Annotated in this window: 16 protein-coding genes; 8 read left to right on the top strand and 8 right to left on the bottom strand. The window is 72.3% G+C overall.

What is annotated here, in order from left to right; all coding sequences use genetic code 11:
* Nucleotides 1–38: 38 nt before the first annotated feature.
* The 6 genes from ccrA (at nt 39) to ACFOW4_RS15715 (ending at nt 7,299) form a co-directional block, all read left to right on the top strand.
* Nucleotides 39–1,394 (top strand): crotonyl-CoA carboxylase/reductase, encoded by a 1,356-nt coding sequence (gene ccrA, locus ACFOW4_RS15740; protein ID WP_377528294.1) that lies wholly within the window; start codon nt 39–41, stop codon nt 1,392–1,394.
* Nucleotides 1,395–1,680: 286 nt separating this feature from the next.
* Nucleotides 1,681–2,943 carry a cell division protein DivIVA gene (locus tag ACFOW4_RS15735; RefSeq protein ID WP_377528292.1) on the top strand — a complete coding sequence of 421 codons (1,263 nt, stop codon included), beginning with the start codon at nt 1,681–1,683 and terminating at the stop codon, nt 2,941–2,943.
* Nucleotides 2,944–3,121: 178 nt separating this feature from the next.
* Entirely contained in the window at nt 3,122–5,161 is a 2,040-nt protein-coding gene (locus ACFOW4_RS15730) for a hypothetical protein (protein ID WP_377528290.1), read from the top strand.
* Between the two features lie 93 nt (nt 5,162–5,254).
* Nucleotides 5,255–5,875 (top strand): DUF5753 domain-containing protein, encoded by a 621-nt coding sequence (locus ACFOW4_RS15725; RefSeq protein ID WP_377528288.1) that lies wholly within the window; start codon nt 5,255–5,257, stop codon nt 5,873–5,875.
* Nucleotides 5,866–6,060, top strand: a complete 195-nt coding sequence (locus tag ACFOW4_RS15720; RefSeq protein ID WP_377528286.1) for a DUF397 domain-containing protein — start codon at nt 5,866–5,868, stop codon at nt 6,058–6,060. Before ACFOW4_RS15725 ends, ACFOW4_RS15720 begins: the two co-directional genes overlap by 10 nt.
* Nucleotides 6,061–6,198: 138 nt before the next feature.
* Nucleotides 6,199–7,299: an AI-2E family transporter gene (locus ACFOW4_RS15715; RefSeq protein ID WP_377528455.1), complete on the top strand. Its 1,101-nt coding sequence runs from the start codon at nt 6,199–6,201 to the stop codon at nt 7,297–7,299.
* Between the two features lie 15 nt (nt 7,300–7,314).
* Here ACFOW4_RS15715 and ACFOW4_RS15710 read toward each other — a convergent pair whose 3' ends face one another.
* From ACFOW4_RS15710 to ACFOW4_RS15680, 7 genes are all read right to left on the bottom strand, one after another.
* Complete coding sequence (locus ACFOW4_RS15710) at nt 7,315–8,124, bottom strand: alpha/beta hydrolase (protein ID WP_377528284.1); 810 nt, start codon at nt 8,122–8,124, stop codon at nt 7,315–7,317.
* Between the two features lie 133 nt (nt 8,125–8,257).
* Nucleotides 8,258–8,587, bottom strand: coding sequence for a hypothetical protein (locus tag ACFOW4_RS15705; protein WP_377528282.1), 330 nt, complete (start codon nt 8,585–8,587; stop codon nt 8,258–8,260).
* Nucleotides 8,588–8,624: 37 nt separating this feature from the next.
* Nucleotides 8,625–9,683: a hypothetical protein gene (locus tag ACFOW4_RS15700; protein WP_377528280.1), complete on the bottom strand. Its 1,059-nt coding sequence runs from the start codon at nt 9,681–9,683 to the stop codon at nt 8,625–8,627.
* Nucleotides 9,680–10,174 (bottom strand): SigE family RNA polymerase sigma factor, encoded by a 495-nt coding sequence (locus tag ACFOW4_RS15695; protein ID WP_377528278.1) that lies wholly within the window; start codon nt 10,172–10,174, stop codon nt 9,680–9,682. The genes ACFOW4_RS15700 and ACFOW4_RS15695 overlap by 4 nt, the downstream gene beginning before the upstream one ends.
* A gap of 40 nt (nt 10,175–10,214) precedes the next feature.
* Complete coding sequence (locus ACFOW4_RS15690) at nt 10,215–12,005, bottom strand: 3-hydroxyacyl-CoA dehydrogenase family protein (protein WP_377528276.1); 1,791 nt, start codon at nt 12,003–12,005, stop codon at nt 10,215–10,217.
* Nucleotides 12,006–12,143: 138 nt separating this feature from the next.
* Nucleotides 12,144–13,208, bottom strand: coding sequence for an alpha/beta fold hydrolase (locus tag ACFOW4_RS15685; protein ID WP_377528274.1), 1,065 nt, complete (start codon nt 13,206–13,208; stop codon nt 12,144–12,146).
* Between the two features lie 165 nt (nt 13,209–13,373).
* Nucleotides 13,374–13,835 carry an FHA domain-containing protein gene (locus ACFOW4_RS15680; RefSeq protein WP_377528272.1) on the bottom strand — a complete coding sequence of 154 codons (462 nt, stop codon included), beginning with the start codon at nt 13,833–13,835 and terminating at the stop codon, nt 13,374–13,376.
* A 246-nt stretch (nt 13,836–14,081) separates the two neighbouring features.
* Between ACFOW4_RS15680 and ACFOW4_RS15675 the strand changes: the two genes are divergently transcribed.
* Nucleotides 14,082–15,578, top strand: a complete 1,497-nt coding sequence (locus tag ACFOW4_RS15675; protein ID WP_377528270.1) for an aldehyde dehydrogenase family protein — start codon at nt 14,082–14,084, stop codon at nt 15,576–15,578.
* Nucleotides 15,579–16,155: 577 nt separating this feature from the next.
* Here ACFOW4_RS15675 and nucS read toward each other — a convergent pair.
* Complete coding sequence (gene nucS, locus ACFOW4_RS15670; protein WP_377528268.1) at nt 16,156–16,815, bottom strand: endonuclease NucS; 660 nt, start codon at nt 16,813–16,815, stop codon at nt 16,156–16,158.
* A gap of 71 nt (nt 16,816–16,886) precedes the next feature.
* Here nucS and ACFOW4_RS15665 point away from each other — a divergent pair, with 71 nt between their 5' ends.
* Nucleotides 16,887–17,504, top strand: a complete 618-nt coding sequence (locus tag ACFOW4_RS15665) for a DUF4126 domain-containing protein (protein ID WP_377528266.1) — start codon at nt 16,887–16,889, stop codon at nt 17,502–17,504.
* Nucleotides 17,505–17,887: the final 383 nt, after the last annotated feature.

Below are 17,887 nucleotides of genomic sequence, written 5' to 3'. Positions count from 1 at the left end.
CAGGCCCGTGCGCGGGTGCGGACGAACCGGAGGTCACCGTGCAGGACATCCTCGAAGCGATCATGGCAGCGGAGGAATCGAGCGACCCGGACCGGGAGCTCGCCGCCGTCGCCGGGCTGCCCGTGCCGCAGACGTACCGCGGCGTCGTGGTCCGTGCCGAGGAGGCACGGATGTTCGACGGCATGGCCACCCGGGACAAGGACCCGCGCAAGGCGCTGCACGTGCAGGAGGTGCCGACGCCGGAGCTGGGCCCGGGCGAGGCGCTGGTCGCGGTGATGGCCAGCGCGATCAACTACAACACGGTGTGGACCAGCATCTTCGAGCCGGTGTCCACCTTCAGGTTCCTCCAGCGCTACGGCCGGCTCTCCGAGCTGACCCGTCGGCACGACCTGCCGTACCACGTGGTCGGCTCGGACGCGGCCGGCGTCGTGCTGCGCACCGGCCCCGGCGTGACCCGGTGGGCGCCGGGCGACGAGGTGGTCGCCCACTGCCTCTCGGTCGAGCTGGAGGACTCGGCCGGCCACGACGACACCATGCTCGACCCGCAGCAGCGGATCTGGGGCTTCGAGACCAACTTCGGCGGGCTGGCCGAGCTGTGCGTGGTCAAGGCCAACCAGCTGATGCCGAAGCCGCGGCACCTGACCTGGGAGGAGGCGGCCAGCCCGGGGTTGGTCAACTCCACCGCGTACCGCCAGCTCGTCTCGCACCACGGCGCCAACATGAAGCAGGGCGACGTGGTGCTGATCTGGGGTGCGTCCGGCGGCCTCGGCGGCTACGCCACCCAGATGGCACTCAACGGCGGCGCGATCCCGGTCTGCGTGGTCTCCTCACCCGAGAAGGCCGAGCTGTGCCGGAAGATGGGCGCCGAGCTGGTCATCGACCGCGCGGCGGAGGGGTTCCGGTTCTGGAAGGACGAGGAGACCCAGGACCCGGACGAGTGGCGGCGCTTCGGCGAGCGCATCCGCGAGCTGACCGGCGGCGAGGACCCGGACATCGTCTTCGAGCACCCGGGCCGGGAGACCTTCGGGGCCAGCGTCTACGTCGCCAAGCGCGGTGGCACCATCGTCACCTGCGCGTCCACCAGCGGCTTCCAGCACCAGTACGACAACCGCTACCTGTGGATGCACCTCAAGCGGATCGTCGGCAGTCACTTCGCCAACTACCACGAGGCGTGGCAGGCCAACCGTCTCGTCGCGCTCGGCAGGGTGCATCCCACCGTCTCGCGCACCTACCCGCTGGAGCAGACCGGCCAGGCGGCGTACGAGGTGCACCGCAACACGCACCAGGGCAAGGTCGGGGTGCGCTGCCTCGCCCCCAGCGACGGGCTCGGCGTACGCGACGGTGAGTTGCGGGCCCGGCACGAGGACGCGATCAACCGGTTCCGCGGGCACTGACCGGCCCACCGGCCGGACGGGTGAGTGCCCGATGGCCATTGCGGTGATCGACCATTGTTCTTCCACACCCATTTGCGGGATACCCGCCAGGGGCGAACAAAGGGCCGCGGGAGCACGCCGCGGCCCTTTTTCGCGTCACTCTGCGTGTCGTCCGACCCGCCCGGGACCTGCCAAGATCGCCGATTGGTCCGGCGTCGTCGAGCGCCGAAGTTGACCATGTAATGAGGACACGAAAGCTCCGTACCGCTCTTGCGAAGCACCCTGGGGCGTCTGCCAGTATGTCCCAATGCCCCAGCAGCAGTCCTCCCCTCTCGCGTTCTTCGATAACGCGAACTCGCAGCCAGATTTCACCGTTGGCCTGCGCGGATACAACACCCACCAGGTCGATGACTTCATCGGCCGGATGACCGCCGCGCTGACCCAGTCCGAGCAGGCCCGTGCCGAGGCTGAGCAGCGGATGAACGACGCCCAGCGTCGGCTCCGCCAGGCCGAACAGCGCATGACCGCGCTGGAGCAGAAGCTCGCCGACACGAACAAGCAGCTCGAGGAGAACAGCCGGCCCACCCTCTCCGGCCTCGGCACCCGCGTCGAGCAGATCCTCCGGCTCGCCGAGGAGCAGGCCAACGACCACCGCAACGAGGCCAAGCGCGAGTCGGAGGGCATCCTCTCCGCCGCCCGCCTCGAGGCCCGTGAGATCACCGACAAGGCCCGCGCCGAGGCTGCCGCGATGAAGGCCAGCGCCGAGCGCGACGCCGGCAACGTGCGTACCGCCGCCGAGCGGGAGGCCGCCGAGGTCCGCGTCCAGGCCCGCCGGGAGGCCGACACGCTGCGCGCCGACGCCGAGCGCGAGACCAAGCAGCTGCGCACCGTCACCGCGCACGAGGTGGCCGAGCTCAAGTCGACGGTCGAGCGGGAGGTGGCCACCCTCCGGGCCACCGCCGAGCGCGAGATCACCCAGCAGCGGGCGAAGGCCGCCCGCGAGGCCGAGGAGAAGCGCGCCGAGGCCACCAAGCTGCTCACCGACGCCCGCGACAAGCGCGACAAGGACCTCCAGGCTCTGGAGCTCCAGCTCGCCGAGCGGCGGGAGAAGGCCGAGCGCGAGGAGTCCGAGCGGCACGCCGCGCAGGTCGCGCAGACCCAGAAGCTGGTCAGCGAGGCCGAGCAGCGGGCCCGGGCCGCGCAGGAGCGGGCCAAGGAGATCGAGCAGCGCGCCGAGGCCCGCCGGGTCGAGTCCGAGCGCAACGCCAACGAGACGATCGACAAGGCCAAGGCGCTCTCCGAGAAGACGCTCAACGAGGCCAAGGCCGAGTCGCAGCGCCTGCTCACCGAGGCCCGCACCGAGGCGGAGCTGACCACCCAGGCCGCCCGCCGCGAGGTCGAGGACCTCACCCGGCAGAAGGACGCGGTCACCTCGCAGCTCGGCCAGATGCTCTCCGGCCTCGCCGGCATCGTGCCCGGCGTGCCGGCGCAGGCCGCCCCGGCAGCCAAGCCGGAGGTCAAGAAGGCCGACGCCGGTCAGGAGCGGGTGAACGCGGAGACCGCCAGCTGACGCGAGGCGCCAGATCGGGGCATCGACGGCGCGAGGTGACACCGGGTGACCGGTGTGACCTCGCGCCGTATGCGTTTCCGACGTCCGTGACATCCCTTGCCGCGTCAGGAGTGAAGTAGGTCCCACAAGGGGCGTCCGTATCGCCCCAGCAGGGCCCGATGCGTGTGAGGATGGGGGCATGTCGCACGGCGAGGAACTGTTCGCTCTCGGCGGGGACGTGACCACGGAGCCTAGCTTCGAGTCCGCTCTGCGGGGGTACGAGAAGAAACAGGTCGACCGGTACGTGGCGCGTGCGGAGCACGAGATCGCGACCCTCGCAGCGGAACGCGAACAGGCCTATACCCAGATCCACAAGCTCGCTGGCCAGGTCGAGGTGCTTCAGCGCGATCTCGCCCAGGTGCGCAAGCAGGTCGGCGTGGTGGACCGGGCCTCCTTCCGGCACCTCGGCCCTCGCGTGGAGCAGATCCTCACCATCGCGGAGGAGCAGGCCGAGGCGATCCTGTCGGCCGCCAACGAGGAGATTGAGGCCCGCCGGGCCGCCGCCGAGCACATCATCGAGGAGGCCCGCGAGCAGGCCGCGAAGGCCCTCAAGGACTTCGAGATCGCCCTCTCCGCGCGGCGCGCGGAGGAGGACCGGCACAGCGCCGCCCGACGCGCGGAGGCGGACGCGACCCTCCAGGCCGCCAAGGACGAGTCGGCGAAGCTGCGCAAGGCGGCGCAGGACGCGCTCGCCAAGGCCCAGCAGGAGGCCACCCAGCTGCGCGACAGCGCCAAGGAGATCCACACCCGCGCCCAGCAGGAGTCCACAAAGCTGCGTGAGGCGGCCCGCGAGGCGCTGACCACCGCGCGGCAGGAGGCCAGCCAGCTCCGGGAGGCCGCCAAGGAGGTCCACGCCAAGGCCCAGCAGGAGGCCAAGCGGCTCACCGACGCCGCGACCGAGGCCGGGCGGGCCACCCACGCCAAGGCGCAGCAGGAGGCCAAGCAGATCATCGACGACGCGTCGATGGCCGGCCGGGCCACCCGGGCCAAGGCTCAGCAGGAAGCGGAACGGGTGACCACCCAGGCCGCGGAGTCGGCCAAGCGCAGCCGGGCCGAGACCGAGGCCTACGTGCAGCGGATGCGCAGCGAGACCGAGGCGTACGTCCAGCACGCGCGGTCGCAGACCCAGCAGGAGCTGGGCGCCTGGCGGGCCGGGGTCGAGCAGGAGGTCAACTCCCGGCGGGAGGCGGCCGACCGCGAGCTGGCCCAGCGGCGCGCGAGCGCCGAGCAGGAGTTCGCCAAGCGCCGCGACGAGTTGGACAAGCAGCACAAGGCCCGCCAGCAGGAGCTGGAGACCAGCTTCACCACGCGCCGGGAGCAGTTGGAGAGCGAGTACACCGGCCGCAAGAACGAGATCGAGCAGGGCGCGGCCGCGATTCGGCAGTCTGCCGAGGAGGAAGCGGCGACGCTGCTCAGCCGGGCCGAGGCCGAGTCGGCGGACAAGCGCCGCAAGGCCGACGAACACGTCGCGACGTCGCGCCGCCAGTTCGAGGAGTACGCGGCCACCACCCAGCAGCACCTGGCCACCACCCAGCAGCACCTCGCCGCCACCCAGCAGGAGGCGGCGGCCGGCCGGCAGCAGCTCGCCCAGGTGATGCTGGAGATCGCCCAGGCGCAGCAGCAGCTCGCCGACCTGCGGCAGGAGACCTGGGCGTCCCGACAGGAGTCCGACGAGTTGCAGCGCCAGATGGCCGAGCTGCGCTTGCAGATCGCCACCGGCCCGGCCGGCGGCGACGGAGCGGTCCCGTCCACCGCCGTCACGGCCGGGTCCCCCGACGGGCACCGGCCCGACGGCGGGAAGAAGGTCGCCGCCGCCGCTAAGGCCGACGCAGGCACGAAGGTCGGCGCAACGGTCGACACCGCGTCGAAGAACGGCGCTGGTCCGAACGCCAAGGCCGTTCCCGTCGACGGTGCCCGCCCGGCCGGCACCGCAGCGGCGGAGGGCGCCGAGCAGTCGAAGGCGCGGCCGGCCGCCGAGCCGGTCACCACGGTCGACGGCGGGGCCGCCAGCGCCGGGGTCGACGGCGAGCCGACGGTCGCCGCGATGCCCGGTGAGGGCGGTCGGGGCGCCACCCCGACAAAGATCACCAGCACGGGCGAGAACGGCAAGCGGCCCAGCAAGCCCACCATCGACGAGCGCAGCGCCAAGCCCAGCAAGGTGACGGTCGAGAAGGACTGACCGCTGCGACCGCGACGCCAACCCGCCTCGACCGCGACCGGCCCACCCTCGGGTGGGCCGGTCGCCGCGCGCTGACGGCCGCTGCCGCTCACGGTGCGCCGGATCACGCTGGTTTACCTGCTCAAGCTGGCCGAACGGGACGGTCAACCGAGCTGGTTCCGACCCTGGCTCGATGCCGAGCGTGCCGCCCAGCAACTGCGCTGCTTCCAGCCCACGCTGATCCCCGGCCTGCTCCAGACCGAGAACTACGCCCGCGCCGTCCTACGGGGCGACGAGATGCTCAGCGAGGAGAGCGTGGGCAGACTGCTCGCCGGCCGGATGGACCGGCAGGCCATCTTCACCCAGAGCGATCCTCCGCAGTTCGTCGCGGTAATCGACGAGATGGTGCTGCGCCGCACCGGCGAGGAGATCCGGGGGCTCATGGCTGAGCAGATCACGCACCTGATTTCCTGTGCGGAGCAGCCGTGCGTCAGTGTGCACATTGTTCCGGCCGAGGTCGGACTCCACGTCGGACTGTCCGGTCCATTCGTCCTCGCCCGGGGTGCCGACGGCGGCTGGGTGGGGCATCTGGAGAACCAGCTTGGCGGCACGGTGGTGGACACCGAGGATGGTCTGGCTACGCTGCTGGCGAGATGGGAGAGCGTGCGAAACGAAGCCCTGTCCCGCCGGCAGTCCATCGAGCTGATGAAGAGGGTAGTGACGACATGGAGCTGAACGGGGCACGCTGGCGCAAGTCGACCCGCAGCGGTGCCAGCGGTGGCGACTGCGTCGAGGTGGCGGACAACCTGCCGGGGGTGGTCGGCGTCCGGGACAGCAAGGACCCGAGCGGGCCGGTGCTGACCTTCGCCCCCGCCGCCTGGCGCGCGTTCGTCGCCGCCGCCCGCCGACCCACCGCCTGACCCCGGAGATCCATCGTGCCGCAGAACGGGCCGCCGGCCGACGACCCGGACGGACAGCCAGCCGCGACGCCGGCCACGGAACCACGCGACCAACCGGCCGTGCAGCCGGGCACACCGTCGGCGGAGCTGCCACACCCGGTGCCGCAGCCCGGTCCGGATGTCGACGCGGAGGAGCCGCCGGCCGTACCGTCCGGGCGGTTCGGTACGCCGGGACGACCGCTGCGGCGCAGCAGCTTCCTGCTCGGCTTCACCGGCGCGCTCGGCGTGCTGCTGGCGTACACCCTGTATCTCGGCATCCGCAATGCCGGCGGCATCCTGGTGCTGGTGCTGATCGCGCTCTTCCTGGCGGTCGGGCTCAACCCGGCGGTGGTGCGGCTGCGCCGCTGGGGCCTGCCGCACGGCCTGGCGGTCGCGGTGGTGGCGCTGAGCGTGGTGTTGCTGCTCTGCGGCGGCGTGGTGGCGTTGGTCCCGCCGATCGTCACCCAGTCGGGTGAGTTCGTCGACCAGATCCCGAGCCTCCTCGAGGAGCTGCGGCGCAACCCGACGGTCAACGACCTGGTGGAGCGGTACGACGTGGTGGAGCGGGTGCAGAACGCGGCCAACGCGGAGACGGTGGGCCGGGCGCTGGGCGGGGTGCTCGGCGGCGCCCAGCTGATCTTCGGCACGGTCTTCCGGACGCTGACCGTGCTGGTGCTGACCATCTATTTCCTGGCGTACTTCAACCGGCTGCGCTCCCTGGGGTACGCGCTGGTGCCCCGCTCGCGCCGGGAACGCGTGCAGCTCATCGGCGACGAGATCCTGGCCAAGGTGGGCGCCTACATGGTCGGCGCGCTGAGCATCGCGGTGCTGGCCGGGGCGACCACCTTCGTCTTCGCGCTGATCGTCGGGTTGCCGTACCCGTTCGCGCTGGCCGTGGTGGTCGCGGTGACCGACCTGATCCCGCAGATCGGCGCCTCCCTCGGGGCGGTGATCGTGAGCCTGGTCGGGTTCGCCACCAGCCTGCCGGTGGGCATCGCCTGCGCGGTGTTCTTCCTGATCTATCAGCAGGTGGAGAACTACGTGATCTACCCGAAGGTGATGCGGCGCTCGGTGGAGGTCAACGAGGTGGCGGCCCTGCTCGCCGCGCTGCTCGGGGTGGCGCTGCTGGGCGTGGTGGGCGCGCTGATCGCCATTCCCACGGTGGCGGCGCTGCAACTGATCCTGCGCGAGGTGGTCCTCCCCCGCCAGGAGACCCGCTGACCGGGCGCGCGTGGGTCAGCCGGCCGGGTCGGCGAGGGGCCCGGGCACCGGCGTGTCGGCGAACGAGGCGACCGTGCGGTCGGCGTACGCGCTGACGTCGCCCTTCTCCATCGGGCCGTCCCAGGTCCTCGGCAGCGGCACCTCGACCGCGGGGTTCACGATGCGGACGATCTCGTCGAGCACCGTCTCCGCGTCGCCGACCCAGAGGTGCTTGGCGCCGGGCACCCCGACGACCTCGGCCTGCGGTACCGCGGCGAAGCGCTCCCGCGCCTCGGTCGGACGCAGGTAGTCGTCGAACTCCGGCACCAGGGCCACCAGCGGCCGGTCCGAGTCGGCCCAGACGGCCAACTCCGCCGGGGTGCAGAAGCGCAGCGGCGGGGAGAGCAGGATCGCCCCGGCGACCGCCGGGTCGTAGCCGTGCTTCAGGGCCAGGTCGGTGCCGAACGACCAGCCGACCAGCCAGATGTTCGGCAGTTCGGCGAACTCCGCGTACTCGATGGCGGCGGCCACGTCGTAGCGCTCGCCGACCGCGGCGTCGAAGGCGCCCTCGCTGGTTCCGCGCAGGCTACTGGTGCCCCGGGTGTTGAACCGGAGCACGGCCAGGTCGGCCAGCGCGGGCAGCCGCCAGGCCGCCTTGCGGAACACGTGGCTGTCCATCATCCCGCCGTGCGTCGGCAGCGGGTGCAGGCAAATCAGGGTGGCAACCGGCGCCCGGTCGGCCGGGAGAGCCAGCTCCCCGACCAGCCGCAGACCGTCGGCGGTGTGCAGCTCGATGTCCTCCCGACGGCCGGGCAGGATCGACGACGCGCGGATCGGTGTGCTCACCGGTCAAGTCTGTCGCGAAGTCGCCGCCGCCGCCCGCCCGGGCGCGAACGGGGTGATCCACGTCGCTCAGGCGTGGCGCGAGACGCCCGGCCGGGTTGCCGAGCCGTGGCGCGAGGTGCCCCGGCCGGGTCGCTCAGTAGCGCGGAGTGCCCCGGCCGCGCTGGACCGCCGGGCCGCGCCGGTCCCGGGCCCGCCAGCAGCCGCTGTGCCAGTGCCGCCGGTCGGTCAGGTCGCCCAGGCCGTCGGCCGGCCAGGCCACGAGGTGCGCCACCCCGGGCCGGATCTCCTGGTCACAACCGGGGCAGCGGTACGTCTTGACCGACGCGCCGGCGCCGATCCCGCGCACCTGCCACGCACCGTCGGTCCACTGCTGCACCGAGGCGACGCCCTGCCGGACCCGATCCGAATCCAGGTTGGCGTTCTCGTCCCGGCGGGGGCGGTTGCGACGGGGGCTCACAGTCACCAAGCGTACGGTCCGGCGGCCGGAGCGGCCCGGGCGGTCACCAGGCGGAGGGATCGTCCAGCGGCTCGGCGACCTGCGCCCCGCCCAGCACGGTCGCCACGTCGTCATCGGTGAACCCCTTGTCCGGGAAACCGAGGTGGGCGGTCAGATGGGCCTTGGGGAAGCCGAGCAGCTCAATCGCGCCCGGGCCGGAGCGGTAGGCCGGTCTGCCACCGATCGTCCGGTTTCCCTCGGTGCGATTCCCGACGATGCCGAGTCCGTACTGCAACTCGACGAAGATCTGCGCCTCGACCCCTCGGGTGACCACCAGCCGCGACTGGAACCCGGACGGGAACGATGCCACCTGCCCGTCGCAGGAGGTGACCCGGGCATCCGCCGGCAGCGTGGTGAGCCGCAGCGGGCCCCCGCAGCGGTACGCCTGGTCGAGCCGCAGCGCGGTGGCCACGTCGAACAGGCCGCGCCGGTCCTCGCCGGTGACGGTGGCCCGCGCGTACACTCCCGGGGCCGGTTGCCAGTGCCGCAGCCAGACCGGCTTGTCGTCGACCAGCGCAGCCTGCGACACCGATCCGTCGAAGACGCCCTTCCCGACCGGCACGGACGCGCTTCCCGGTAGGCCCGGGGCGTACCCGGGCAACGCCTCGGCCGACGCGGCCAGCTCCAGGGTGACCGCCCGCCCGCCCACGTCGAGCTGCGCCGTCTCCACCCCGGGGGTCACCGACCAGTAGAGGTACCGGAGGCGGCCCGGGGCGAACCCGAAGTGCAGCACGTTCGGATCGGCGCCGACCTGGTCGGGTCGGGCGGCCGCGCCTGGTACGCCGTCGGCCCGGGGCGGCACCGCGGACGCCACGGCGTCGGCCGGTCGGCCCAGCCCGGGCAGGACGCCGTCCAGGCCCGCCCCGGGGAGGTCCGCCGGGCCGACGGCCATGCCCACGCCGAGCACCGCCACCATGCCGAGCGCGGTGCCGGCGACGGTACGCCGGCGACGGACCCGGGCGCGGCCCCGGGTCACCGCGCCGGCCAGCAGCCGGTCGGTGTCCACGCTGCCCTCGGCGTGCTCGCGCAGTGTCTGGTCGATCCGCTGGTCGAGGTCGGTCACGGTCGGCTCCCGTTCGTCGTCGGGACGCCGCAGCGCTCCCGGAGGTTGGCGAGCGCACGCATGGCGTGGGTGCGGACGGTGACCGGCGAGCAGTCCAGGATCTGGGCGATGGTCGCGTCGTCGAGGTCCTCGTAGTAGCGCAGCACGAGCACGGCGCGCTGGCGGTCGGGCAGGCCGAGGATGAGCCGCCACATGGCGTCCCGGTCGGCCGCCTCGCCGCCGAGGTCACCGCGGTGCGGCTGGTCGACGAAGCTCGCGGTGGCCAGTTCGCGGTTGGAGCGACGCCGCCACCAGGAGTTGTTGGCGTTGACCAGCATCCGGCGCACGTACACGTCGGGCCGGTCGGCGCGGGAGATCCGACGCCAGTGCACGTACGCCCGGGACAGCACCTCCTGGGTGAGGTCCTCGGCCCGGTGCGGGTCGCCGGTGAGCAGCCGGGCCAGGCGGATCAGGGCCGGGCCGCGGCTGCCGACGTACTCCTCGAAGGTCACACCCTGCAGACGCCGCCCGGGCCGGCCGGCGTTGACACGCTCAGCGGTGCGAGTGGTCGCGGAAACCGCGGCGGGTCTTGCGGCCCAGGTAGCCGGCGGTGACCAGGTGTTCCAGCAGCGGCGCGGGCGCGAAGCCCGGCTCGCGCAGCTCCAGGTACAGCTCCCGCTGGATGGCCAGGGAGACGTCCAGCCCGACCACGTCGAGCAGCTCGAACGGGCCCATCGGGTAACCGCAGCCCAGCTTCATGGCGTGGTCGATGTCGTCGGCCGTGGAGTAGCTGGCCTCCAGCATCTTCACCGCGTCGTTCAGGTAGGGGAAGAGCAGGGCGTTGACGATGAAGCCGGAACGGTCGCCGCACACCACGCCGGTCTTGCCCAGCGCGGCGCAGACCGCCCGGGCGGTGGCCGTGGTCTCCGGCGAGGTGCGGATGGTGCGGACCACCTCGACCAGCGGCATGACCGGCGCCGGGTTGAAGAAGTGCAGCCCCACCACGTCGGCCGGCCGCTGGGTGGCCATCGCCACGTCGATCACCGGCAGCGAGGAGGTGGTGGTGGCCAGCACGACGCCCGGCTTGCAGATCTCGTCGAGGCTGGCGAAGAGCGCCTTCTTCACGCTCAGCTCCTCGACCACCGCCTCGACGACCAGGTCGACGTCGGCGAGGTGGTCCAGCGTCGCCGACCAGCTGATCCGGCTCAGCGCCGCGTCCCGGTCGGCCTCGGCGAGCTTGCCGCGGACGACGCCCTTGTTGAGCGAGGTCTTCACCGCCTCGCAGACCTTCGCGGACTTCTCCGCGCCCCGGGTGACCGAGACGACCTCGTAGCCGGCCTTCGCGAAGACCTCGATGATCCCGGTGGCCATCGTCCCCGAGCCCACGACGCCGACCTTCGCGATGGCGCGGGCGCCGTCGGCGAGCGCGGCCTCGGTGGTCAGCGGCGTCGCCTCGTCCGGTACGACCACCGGCGACCCGGGCCGCTCGTAGGTGTAGAAGCCCCGGCCGGACTTGCGGCCGAGCAGCCCCGCCGTGACCATCTGCTTGAGCAGCGGCACCGGGGCGTGCCGGCGGTCCCGCCCGCCGCGGCGGTACATCGTGTCCAGGATCTCGTACGCGGTGTCCAGACCGATCAGGTCCATCAGCGCCAGCGGGCCCATCGGCAGGCCGCAGCCGAGCTTCATGGCGGCGTCGATGTCCTCGCGGGTCGCGTAGTGCGACTCGAACATGCCGACCGCGTGGTTCAGGTAGCCGAAGAGCAGCGCGTTGGCGATGAAGCCGGCCCGGTCGTTGATGGTGACGTCGACCTTGCCGAGCCGGGCGCAGAGCGCCTCCACGTCGGCGACCACCTCGGGCGAGGTGACCACCGTGCGGACCACCTCGACCAGCTTCATCACCGGGGCCGGGTTGAAGAAGTGGATGCCGATGACCTGGTTGGGCCGCGTGGTGGCCACCGAGATCTCGGTGACGCTCAGCGACGAGGTGTTGGTGGCAAGGATGGTCTCCGGCCGGCAGACCCGGTCCAGCTCCGCGAAAATCCGCTGCTTGAGGTCAAGGTGCTCGGGCACCGCCTCGATGACCAGGTCGACGGAGTGCAGCGCGTCCAGCCCGACCGCGAAGTGCACCCGCTGGTGCAGCGCGTCCCGGTCCTCCGGCGCGAGCTTGCCCTTGGCGACCGCGCGGTCGGTGGAACCGGTGAGGTTGGCCCGGCCGCGCTCCAGCGCCGGCTCGGAGATCTCGACGGCCACCACGTCGATGCCGTTGCGGGCGAAGACCTCGACGATGCCGGCACCCATGGTGCCCAGTCCCACCACGCCCACGCTGCTGAACTCGCGCGCCACGACCGGCCTCCCCAAATGCTCCGCACGGCCGCTGAACGGCCGCTAAGGTTATGCGCGCGAGTCTGCCATGTGACGCTCGGTTGTCGAGACGCCGTGGCATATTTCACCCACCGCGCCCAGGGTGCTCCCGGGTGGCGGTCAGGTGGCCGGCACGCCGGTCAACGCCAGCAGCTCCGCGACGAACTCCGCCGGCCGCTCCAGGTGCGGGCTGTGCCCGCAACCCGGCAGGACCACCTCGTGGTACGCGCCGCCGGCCGCCGCGTACCGCTCCAGCACCGCCCGGGTCTGGCCGACCATCGGCTGCGCCGGGGCGGCGGACTCGCCGGGCCAGCCGGGCACCACGCCGAGCGAGCCGAGGTACGCCAGGTCGAACAGCGAGGTGTCCGAGACGATCACGTCGGCGTCACCGCGTACCCAGGTGACCGGCGGCTTGGCCGCGACGGCGACCAGTTCGTCGGCGAGCCGGAACCAGGTCGGCGCGAGCGCGTTGAGCACGCCACGCTCCCCCGGGGCGGTGCCCGGCCAGTTCGCCGAGGGCGCCGCCGTGCCGGGGTAGTTGTCGTCCCCGGTGGCGGTGGAGAGCAGGCTGTCCAGGAGCAGCTCCTCGTCGGCGCCGAGTGCGGCCGGCTCGGCGACGTACGCGCTGCGCAGCACCGACCGTGGGCTGGTGGGGGCGTCCGTGCCCCGGTCGCCGGCGGCCAGCCGGGCGACGAAGTCGGGGTTGACGGTGCCGGCGCCGGTACCGGCGAAGTCGGGGGTGGACGGCGTGCCGACCAGGTCACGGGTGCCGCCGAAGCCGTACGGCGAGACCGGTGCGGCCAGCAGCAGCCCGGCCACCCGGTGCGGGTGGTCGACCAGCAGCCGCATCGCCACTCCCCCGCCCAGCGAGTGCCCGACCACGACCGGGCGGGCGTCGGCCGAGCCGAACAGGTCGGAGTCGTCCAGCAGCGCGGCCACGTCGTCGGCGAAGTCGCGCAGACCGCGGGTGGCGTCCACCGGCGCGACCTCGGTGTCGCCGTAGCCGCGCAGGTCGGGAGCGACCACCCGCAGTGTCGGAGGCAGCCGACGGACCAGCGGCTCCCAGAACAGCGCCGACGAGCAGTTGCCGTGGATCAGCAGCACCGGCGTGCCGTCCGGCGGGCCGGCCACCCGTACCGCCTGGGTGATGCCGTTCGCCGTGACGGTGCGCTGCTCGGTCTCCATCCGCGGGATGGTGCCACGCCGCGGACCGCCGCACCAGGTGTCGACCGCCCATTCCGGGCGCTCCTCCAATGTGGCCGCGCCCGCTCATTCGAGGCCGGCCGACCAGGCGGGTGGGTCCCTGACCTCAGCGCGTTACCCGGCCTCAGCGTGGCGCGGCGCCGGGATTCAATGCGGCGCGTCTCCCGGGGTCAGCGCGGCGTCGACCGGGGTGCCGCGCGGCGCGGTGGGCGGCGGTGCCAGCGGCAGCGGCAGCGTGGGCCGGTGGTCGCGGCGGGCCGGGCCGAAGCTGAGCCCGACCGGGTCGGTGCGGGCCACCCCCGGGTCGAAGAGACGCAGCTCGGTACGGCCGACCCGGACCACGTCGCCGTCGGCGAGGCGTTCGGTGCCGGTGATCCGGCGGTCGTTGAGCCAGGTGCCGTTGGTCGAGCCCAGGTCGCGCAGCGTCGCCCCCTCCGGGGCCAGCCACACCTCGGCGTGCTGGCGGCTCAGGTGCGGGTCGGGGATGACCACGTGGGCGGTCGGTGCCCGCCCGATCAGCTGCGGTTCGGTACGCAGCCGGAAGCTCGCGCCCCGCATCGGCCCGCCGGCCACCGTCAACAGCGGCATCAGTTCCGGATGTTCCTCCATGGACAGTCAGTCCTCCACCCCACACCGTCACTCCGCGCGTCAGCCTGCCATCACACGGTAGTCGCCCATACCGACCGGCCGGCCATCTCGCCGCCTCCTCCCGGCCACCTCCCGTTCGACGGTTCGGGTGGCCCGGTTCGCTGACCTGCCGGTGGCCTGCCCTGATCAACGACCGGGCAGGGGGCGGTGACTTCGGTGCCGTCGGCGCGATCGCAGCCCTACCGGCGAGTAATCTAGACTTCCGCCATGACGGCTGTGCATGTCCCCGGTACCCCGGTCATCGAGGCGGGCCTTCTGGTCTCCACCAGCCCGGCGACCGGCGCGGAGGCCGGGCGACTCCCGATCGCCACCGAGGCCGACGTTCGGCAGGCGGTCGATCGCGCCCGCGCCGCCGGCGAGTGGTGGGCCGCGCTCGGCTTCACCGGTCGCCGGGAACGCCTGCTGCGCTGGCGCGCCCTGCTCGCCAAGCGGATCGAACAGCTCGCCGAGCTGGTGCACGTCGAGGGCGGCAAGCCGGTCGCCGACGCGATCGTCGAGATCGTCACCGCGATCGAGCACATCGACTGGGCCGCCCGCAACGCCGGCCGCGTGCTCGGCCCGCGCCGGGTGCGGTCCCGGCTGATCCTCGCCGAGTTCTCCGGTCACCTCGAATACCAGCCGCACGGGGTGGTTGGCGTGATCGGCCCGTGGAACTATCCGGTCTTCACCCCGATCGGCTCCGCCGCGTACGCCCTGGCGGCCGGCAACGCCGTGGTGTTCAAGCCCAGCGAGTACACCCCGGTCGTCGGCCAGTGGCTGGTGGACAGCTTCGCCGAGGTGGTGCCCGAGCAGCCGGTGTTCGCCGCGGTGCACGGGCTCGGCGACGTCGGCGCCGCGCTGTGCCGCTCCAGACTGGACAAACTCGCCTTCACCGGCTCCACGGCCACCGGCAAGAAGGTCATGGCCGCCTGCGCCGAGACACTGACCCCGGTGCTGATCGAGGCCGGCGGCAAGGACGCGATGATCGTCGACAGCGACGCCGACCTCGACGCCGCCGCCGAGGCGTGCGTCTGGGGTGGGCTGACCAACGCCGGCCAGACCTGCATCGGGATCGAGCGGGTCTACGCCGTCGACCCGATCTTCGACGCGTTTCTCGACAAGGTGGTGGCCCGCGCCGGCCGCCTGACCGTCGGGGCGGAGGGCGCCGACATCGGCCCGATCACCATGCCCGGCCAGCTCGACGTGATCCGCCGGCACATCGACGACGCCATCGTCTCGGGAGGTCGCGCCGTGCTCGGCGGCCCGGAGGCCGTGCAGCCGCCGTACGTGCACCCGACCGTGCTGGTGGACGTGCCGGAGGAGTCCGCCGCCGTCCGCGAGGAGACGTTCGGGCCGACGCTGACCATCACCCGGGTCCGCGACGCCGACGAGGCCGTGACCCGGGCCAACGCCCTGCCGTACGGCCTGGGTGGCTCGGTCTTCGGCCGGCGCCGCGCCGTGGCGATCGCCCGGCGGCTGCGCTCCGGGATGGCCTCGATCAACTCTGCCCTCACCTTCGCCGGGATGTCCACCCTGCCCTTCGGCGGGGTGGGTGACTCCGGCTTCGGGCGGATCCACGGTGCGGACGGGCTGCGCGAGTTCGGCCGGGCCAAGGCGATCACCCGCCGGCGGGCCCGCTCGCTGCTGCCGTCCATGACCTTCGAACGCACCCCGTCCGACATGGCCCGTCTCGTGAAGGCCATCAAGATGATGTACGGCAGGTGAGTGTCGGATAACCGATCCCGGCAGGGATAGGTGAATCCCATGTTTGTCCGCCGTGTTCGCGACGGCACATTGCGTTAAATGGGCCCCAATCGATTGCGTTACCGCCTTGTCGACAGTGACCGGTCGTGGAGCGCTCGGCAGCGACGTCGTCGCTCGGACTGGCTGGCACGCACCTTCCCCGACCTCGACCAGATGCACGTGATCGATCTCGGCGGCCGGCTCGGCACCTGGACCCGTGCCACCCTCCGACCGGCCCGGGTGACCGTGGTCAACCTGGAACAGCCGCCCGCCATCGTCCCCGACTGGGCCCGGGTCGAACGGGCCGACGCCTGCAACCTGCCGGCCCATCTGAGCGGCGACCGGTACGACCTGGTCTTCTCCAACTCGGTCCTGGAGCGCGTCGGCGGGCACGAGCGTCGGCTGCACGGTTCGCCGACGCGGTGCGCTCGCTCGCCGGACGGCACTGGGTGCAGACGCCCTACCGCTACTTCCCCATCGAACCGCGCTGGATCGCACCCGGGATGCAGTTCCTGCCGGTCCGGCTGCGTACCGAGGTGAGGCCGGCCGGCGTGCGCGGTCAGAAGAGGGTGAGCTCGTCCTTGACGATGCCGCGCAGCCTGTCGTAATCCACGACCACGCAGCGGATGCCCCGGTCGGCGGCGAGCACCCGCGCCTGCGGCTTGATCTCCTGGGCGGCGAAGACCCCGACCACCGGCGCCAGCAGCGGATCCCGGTTCATCAGTTCCAGGTAACGGGTGAGCTGCTCCACCCCGTCGATCTCACCGCGCCGCTTGATCTCGACCGCGACAGAGCCGGAGTTGGCGTCACGGCAGAGCAGGTCGACCGGCCCGATCGCCGTCATGTACTCCCGGCGGACCAGCGTGTACCCCTCGCCCAGCACACCCGGGTTGGCGGCCAGCAACTCCTGCAGGTGCGCCTCCACCCCGTCCTTGCGCAGACCAGGGTCCACGCCCAGCTCGTACGAGGTGTCCTGGAAGATCTCCTCCAGGGTGATCCGCAGCTCCTCACCGGCCTTGTTGACCACCCGCCACATGCCCGGGGCCTCCTCCAGCCGGCAGGGCGGGCTCATCCAGTTCAACGGCTTGTACGCCCGGTCGTCGGCGTGGATCGACACCGACCCGTCCGCCTTCACCATCAGCAACCGGGTGGCCAGCGGCAGATGAGCCGAGAGCCGTCCGACGTAGTCCACCGAGCACTTCGCAATGACCAACCGCACCCGACGAGGGTAGCCGAGTGCCTGCCGATCGCCACCGAGCGGCACTGGCGCGGCGGTGGGATGCTGAGACGGTGTTCGAAGTCCTCACCGGCACCGGCCTCGCCGCCTCGGCGGGGCTGAACGCCTACATACCCCTGCTCACCCTCGGTCTGCTCGCGCGCTACACCGACCTGATCGACCTGCCGAGCGGCTGGACCTGGCTCGGCAACGGGTGGGTCGTCGTCATCCTGGCCGTGCTGCTCGCCGTGGAGGTGGTGGCCGACAAGGTCCCCGTGGTCGACCACATCAACGACGTGGTGCAGACGGTGGTCCGCCCCACCGCCGGCGGCCTGGCCTTCGGCGCCGGCTCCTCGTCCGAGACGGTGACGGTCAGCGACCCCGGCAGCTTCTTCTCGTCACACCAGTGGGTGCCGGTGGTCACCGGAGTGCTGGTGGCGCTCGGCGTCCACCTGCTCAAGTCCGCCGCGCGCCCGGTCATCAACGCCACCACCGCCGGGTTCGGCGCCCCGGTGGCCAGCACCGCCGAGGACGCGACCAGCGTCGTGGTGTCGGTGGTCGCGATCATCCTGCCCGTGCTGGTGCTGGCCTTTTTGCTCGGGCTGGTGGCCTTCGTCTACTGGTTCCTGCGCCGACGTTCCGGGCGGCGTCGGGAACGTGAGGCGGCTCGGGCGGCTGGCTTCCGGGTCTGATGTCCTCGGGTTGCGGCTTGCGGGTTTTCGGTGGTTGCGCTTGGGGCTGGGGGGCGACCGTCCCCGGCTCCGGGCGGTCAGGCTTGATCCCTGCGCCGGGGACGGTCGCCCCCCAGCCCTGACTCTGGTCGCCGTCCGTGTGCCGGTTCCGGTTTAGCTCGAGGTACGTGGACTGTCGGTGGATATGCCGCTGGCCGGCACCCCAGTGTTCGGGTGCCGGCCAGCGATCATGTCGTGCGGTCGTGCTGTCGTGCTCTGGTGTGTCAGTTCCAGTGCTTGGCGACGAGGTCGGCGGCCTGCTGCTCCCACTGGGCGTAGGCGTCCGGGTAGGCCGAGACCTGCACGGTCTGCGCGGCGTCGGTCAGCGGCATGTCCTTCCAACC

Origin of the sequence: Micromonospora sp. GCM10011542 (assembly GCF_042650685.1) — a bacterium.
In the GTDB taxonomy this organism is placed as follows: domain Bacteria; phylum Actinomycetota; class Actinomycetes; order Mycobacteriales; family Micromonosporaceae; genus Micromonospora.
Note: the sequence above shows the minus strand (reverse complement) of the source record. Positions and strands in the feature narration are given on the sequence as shown.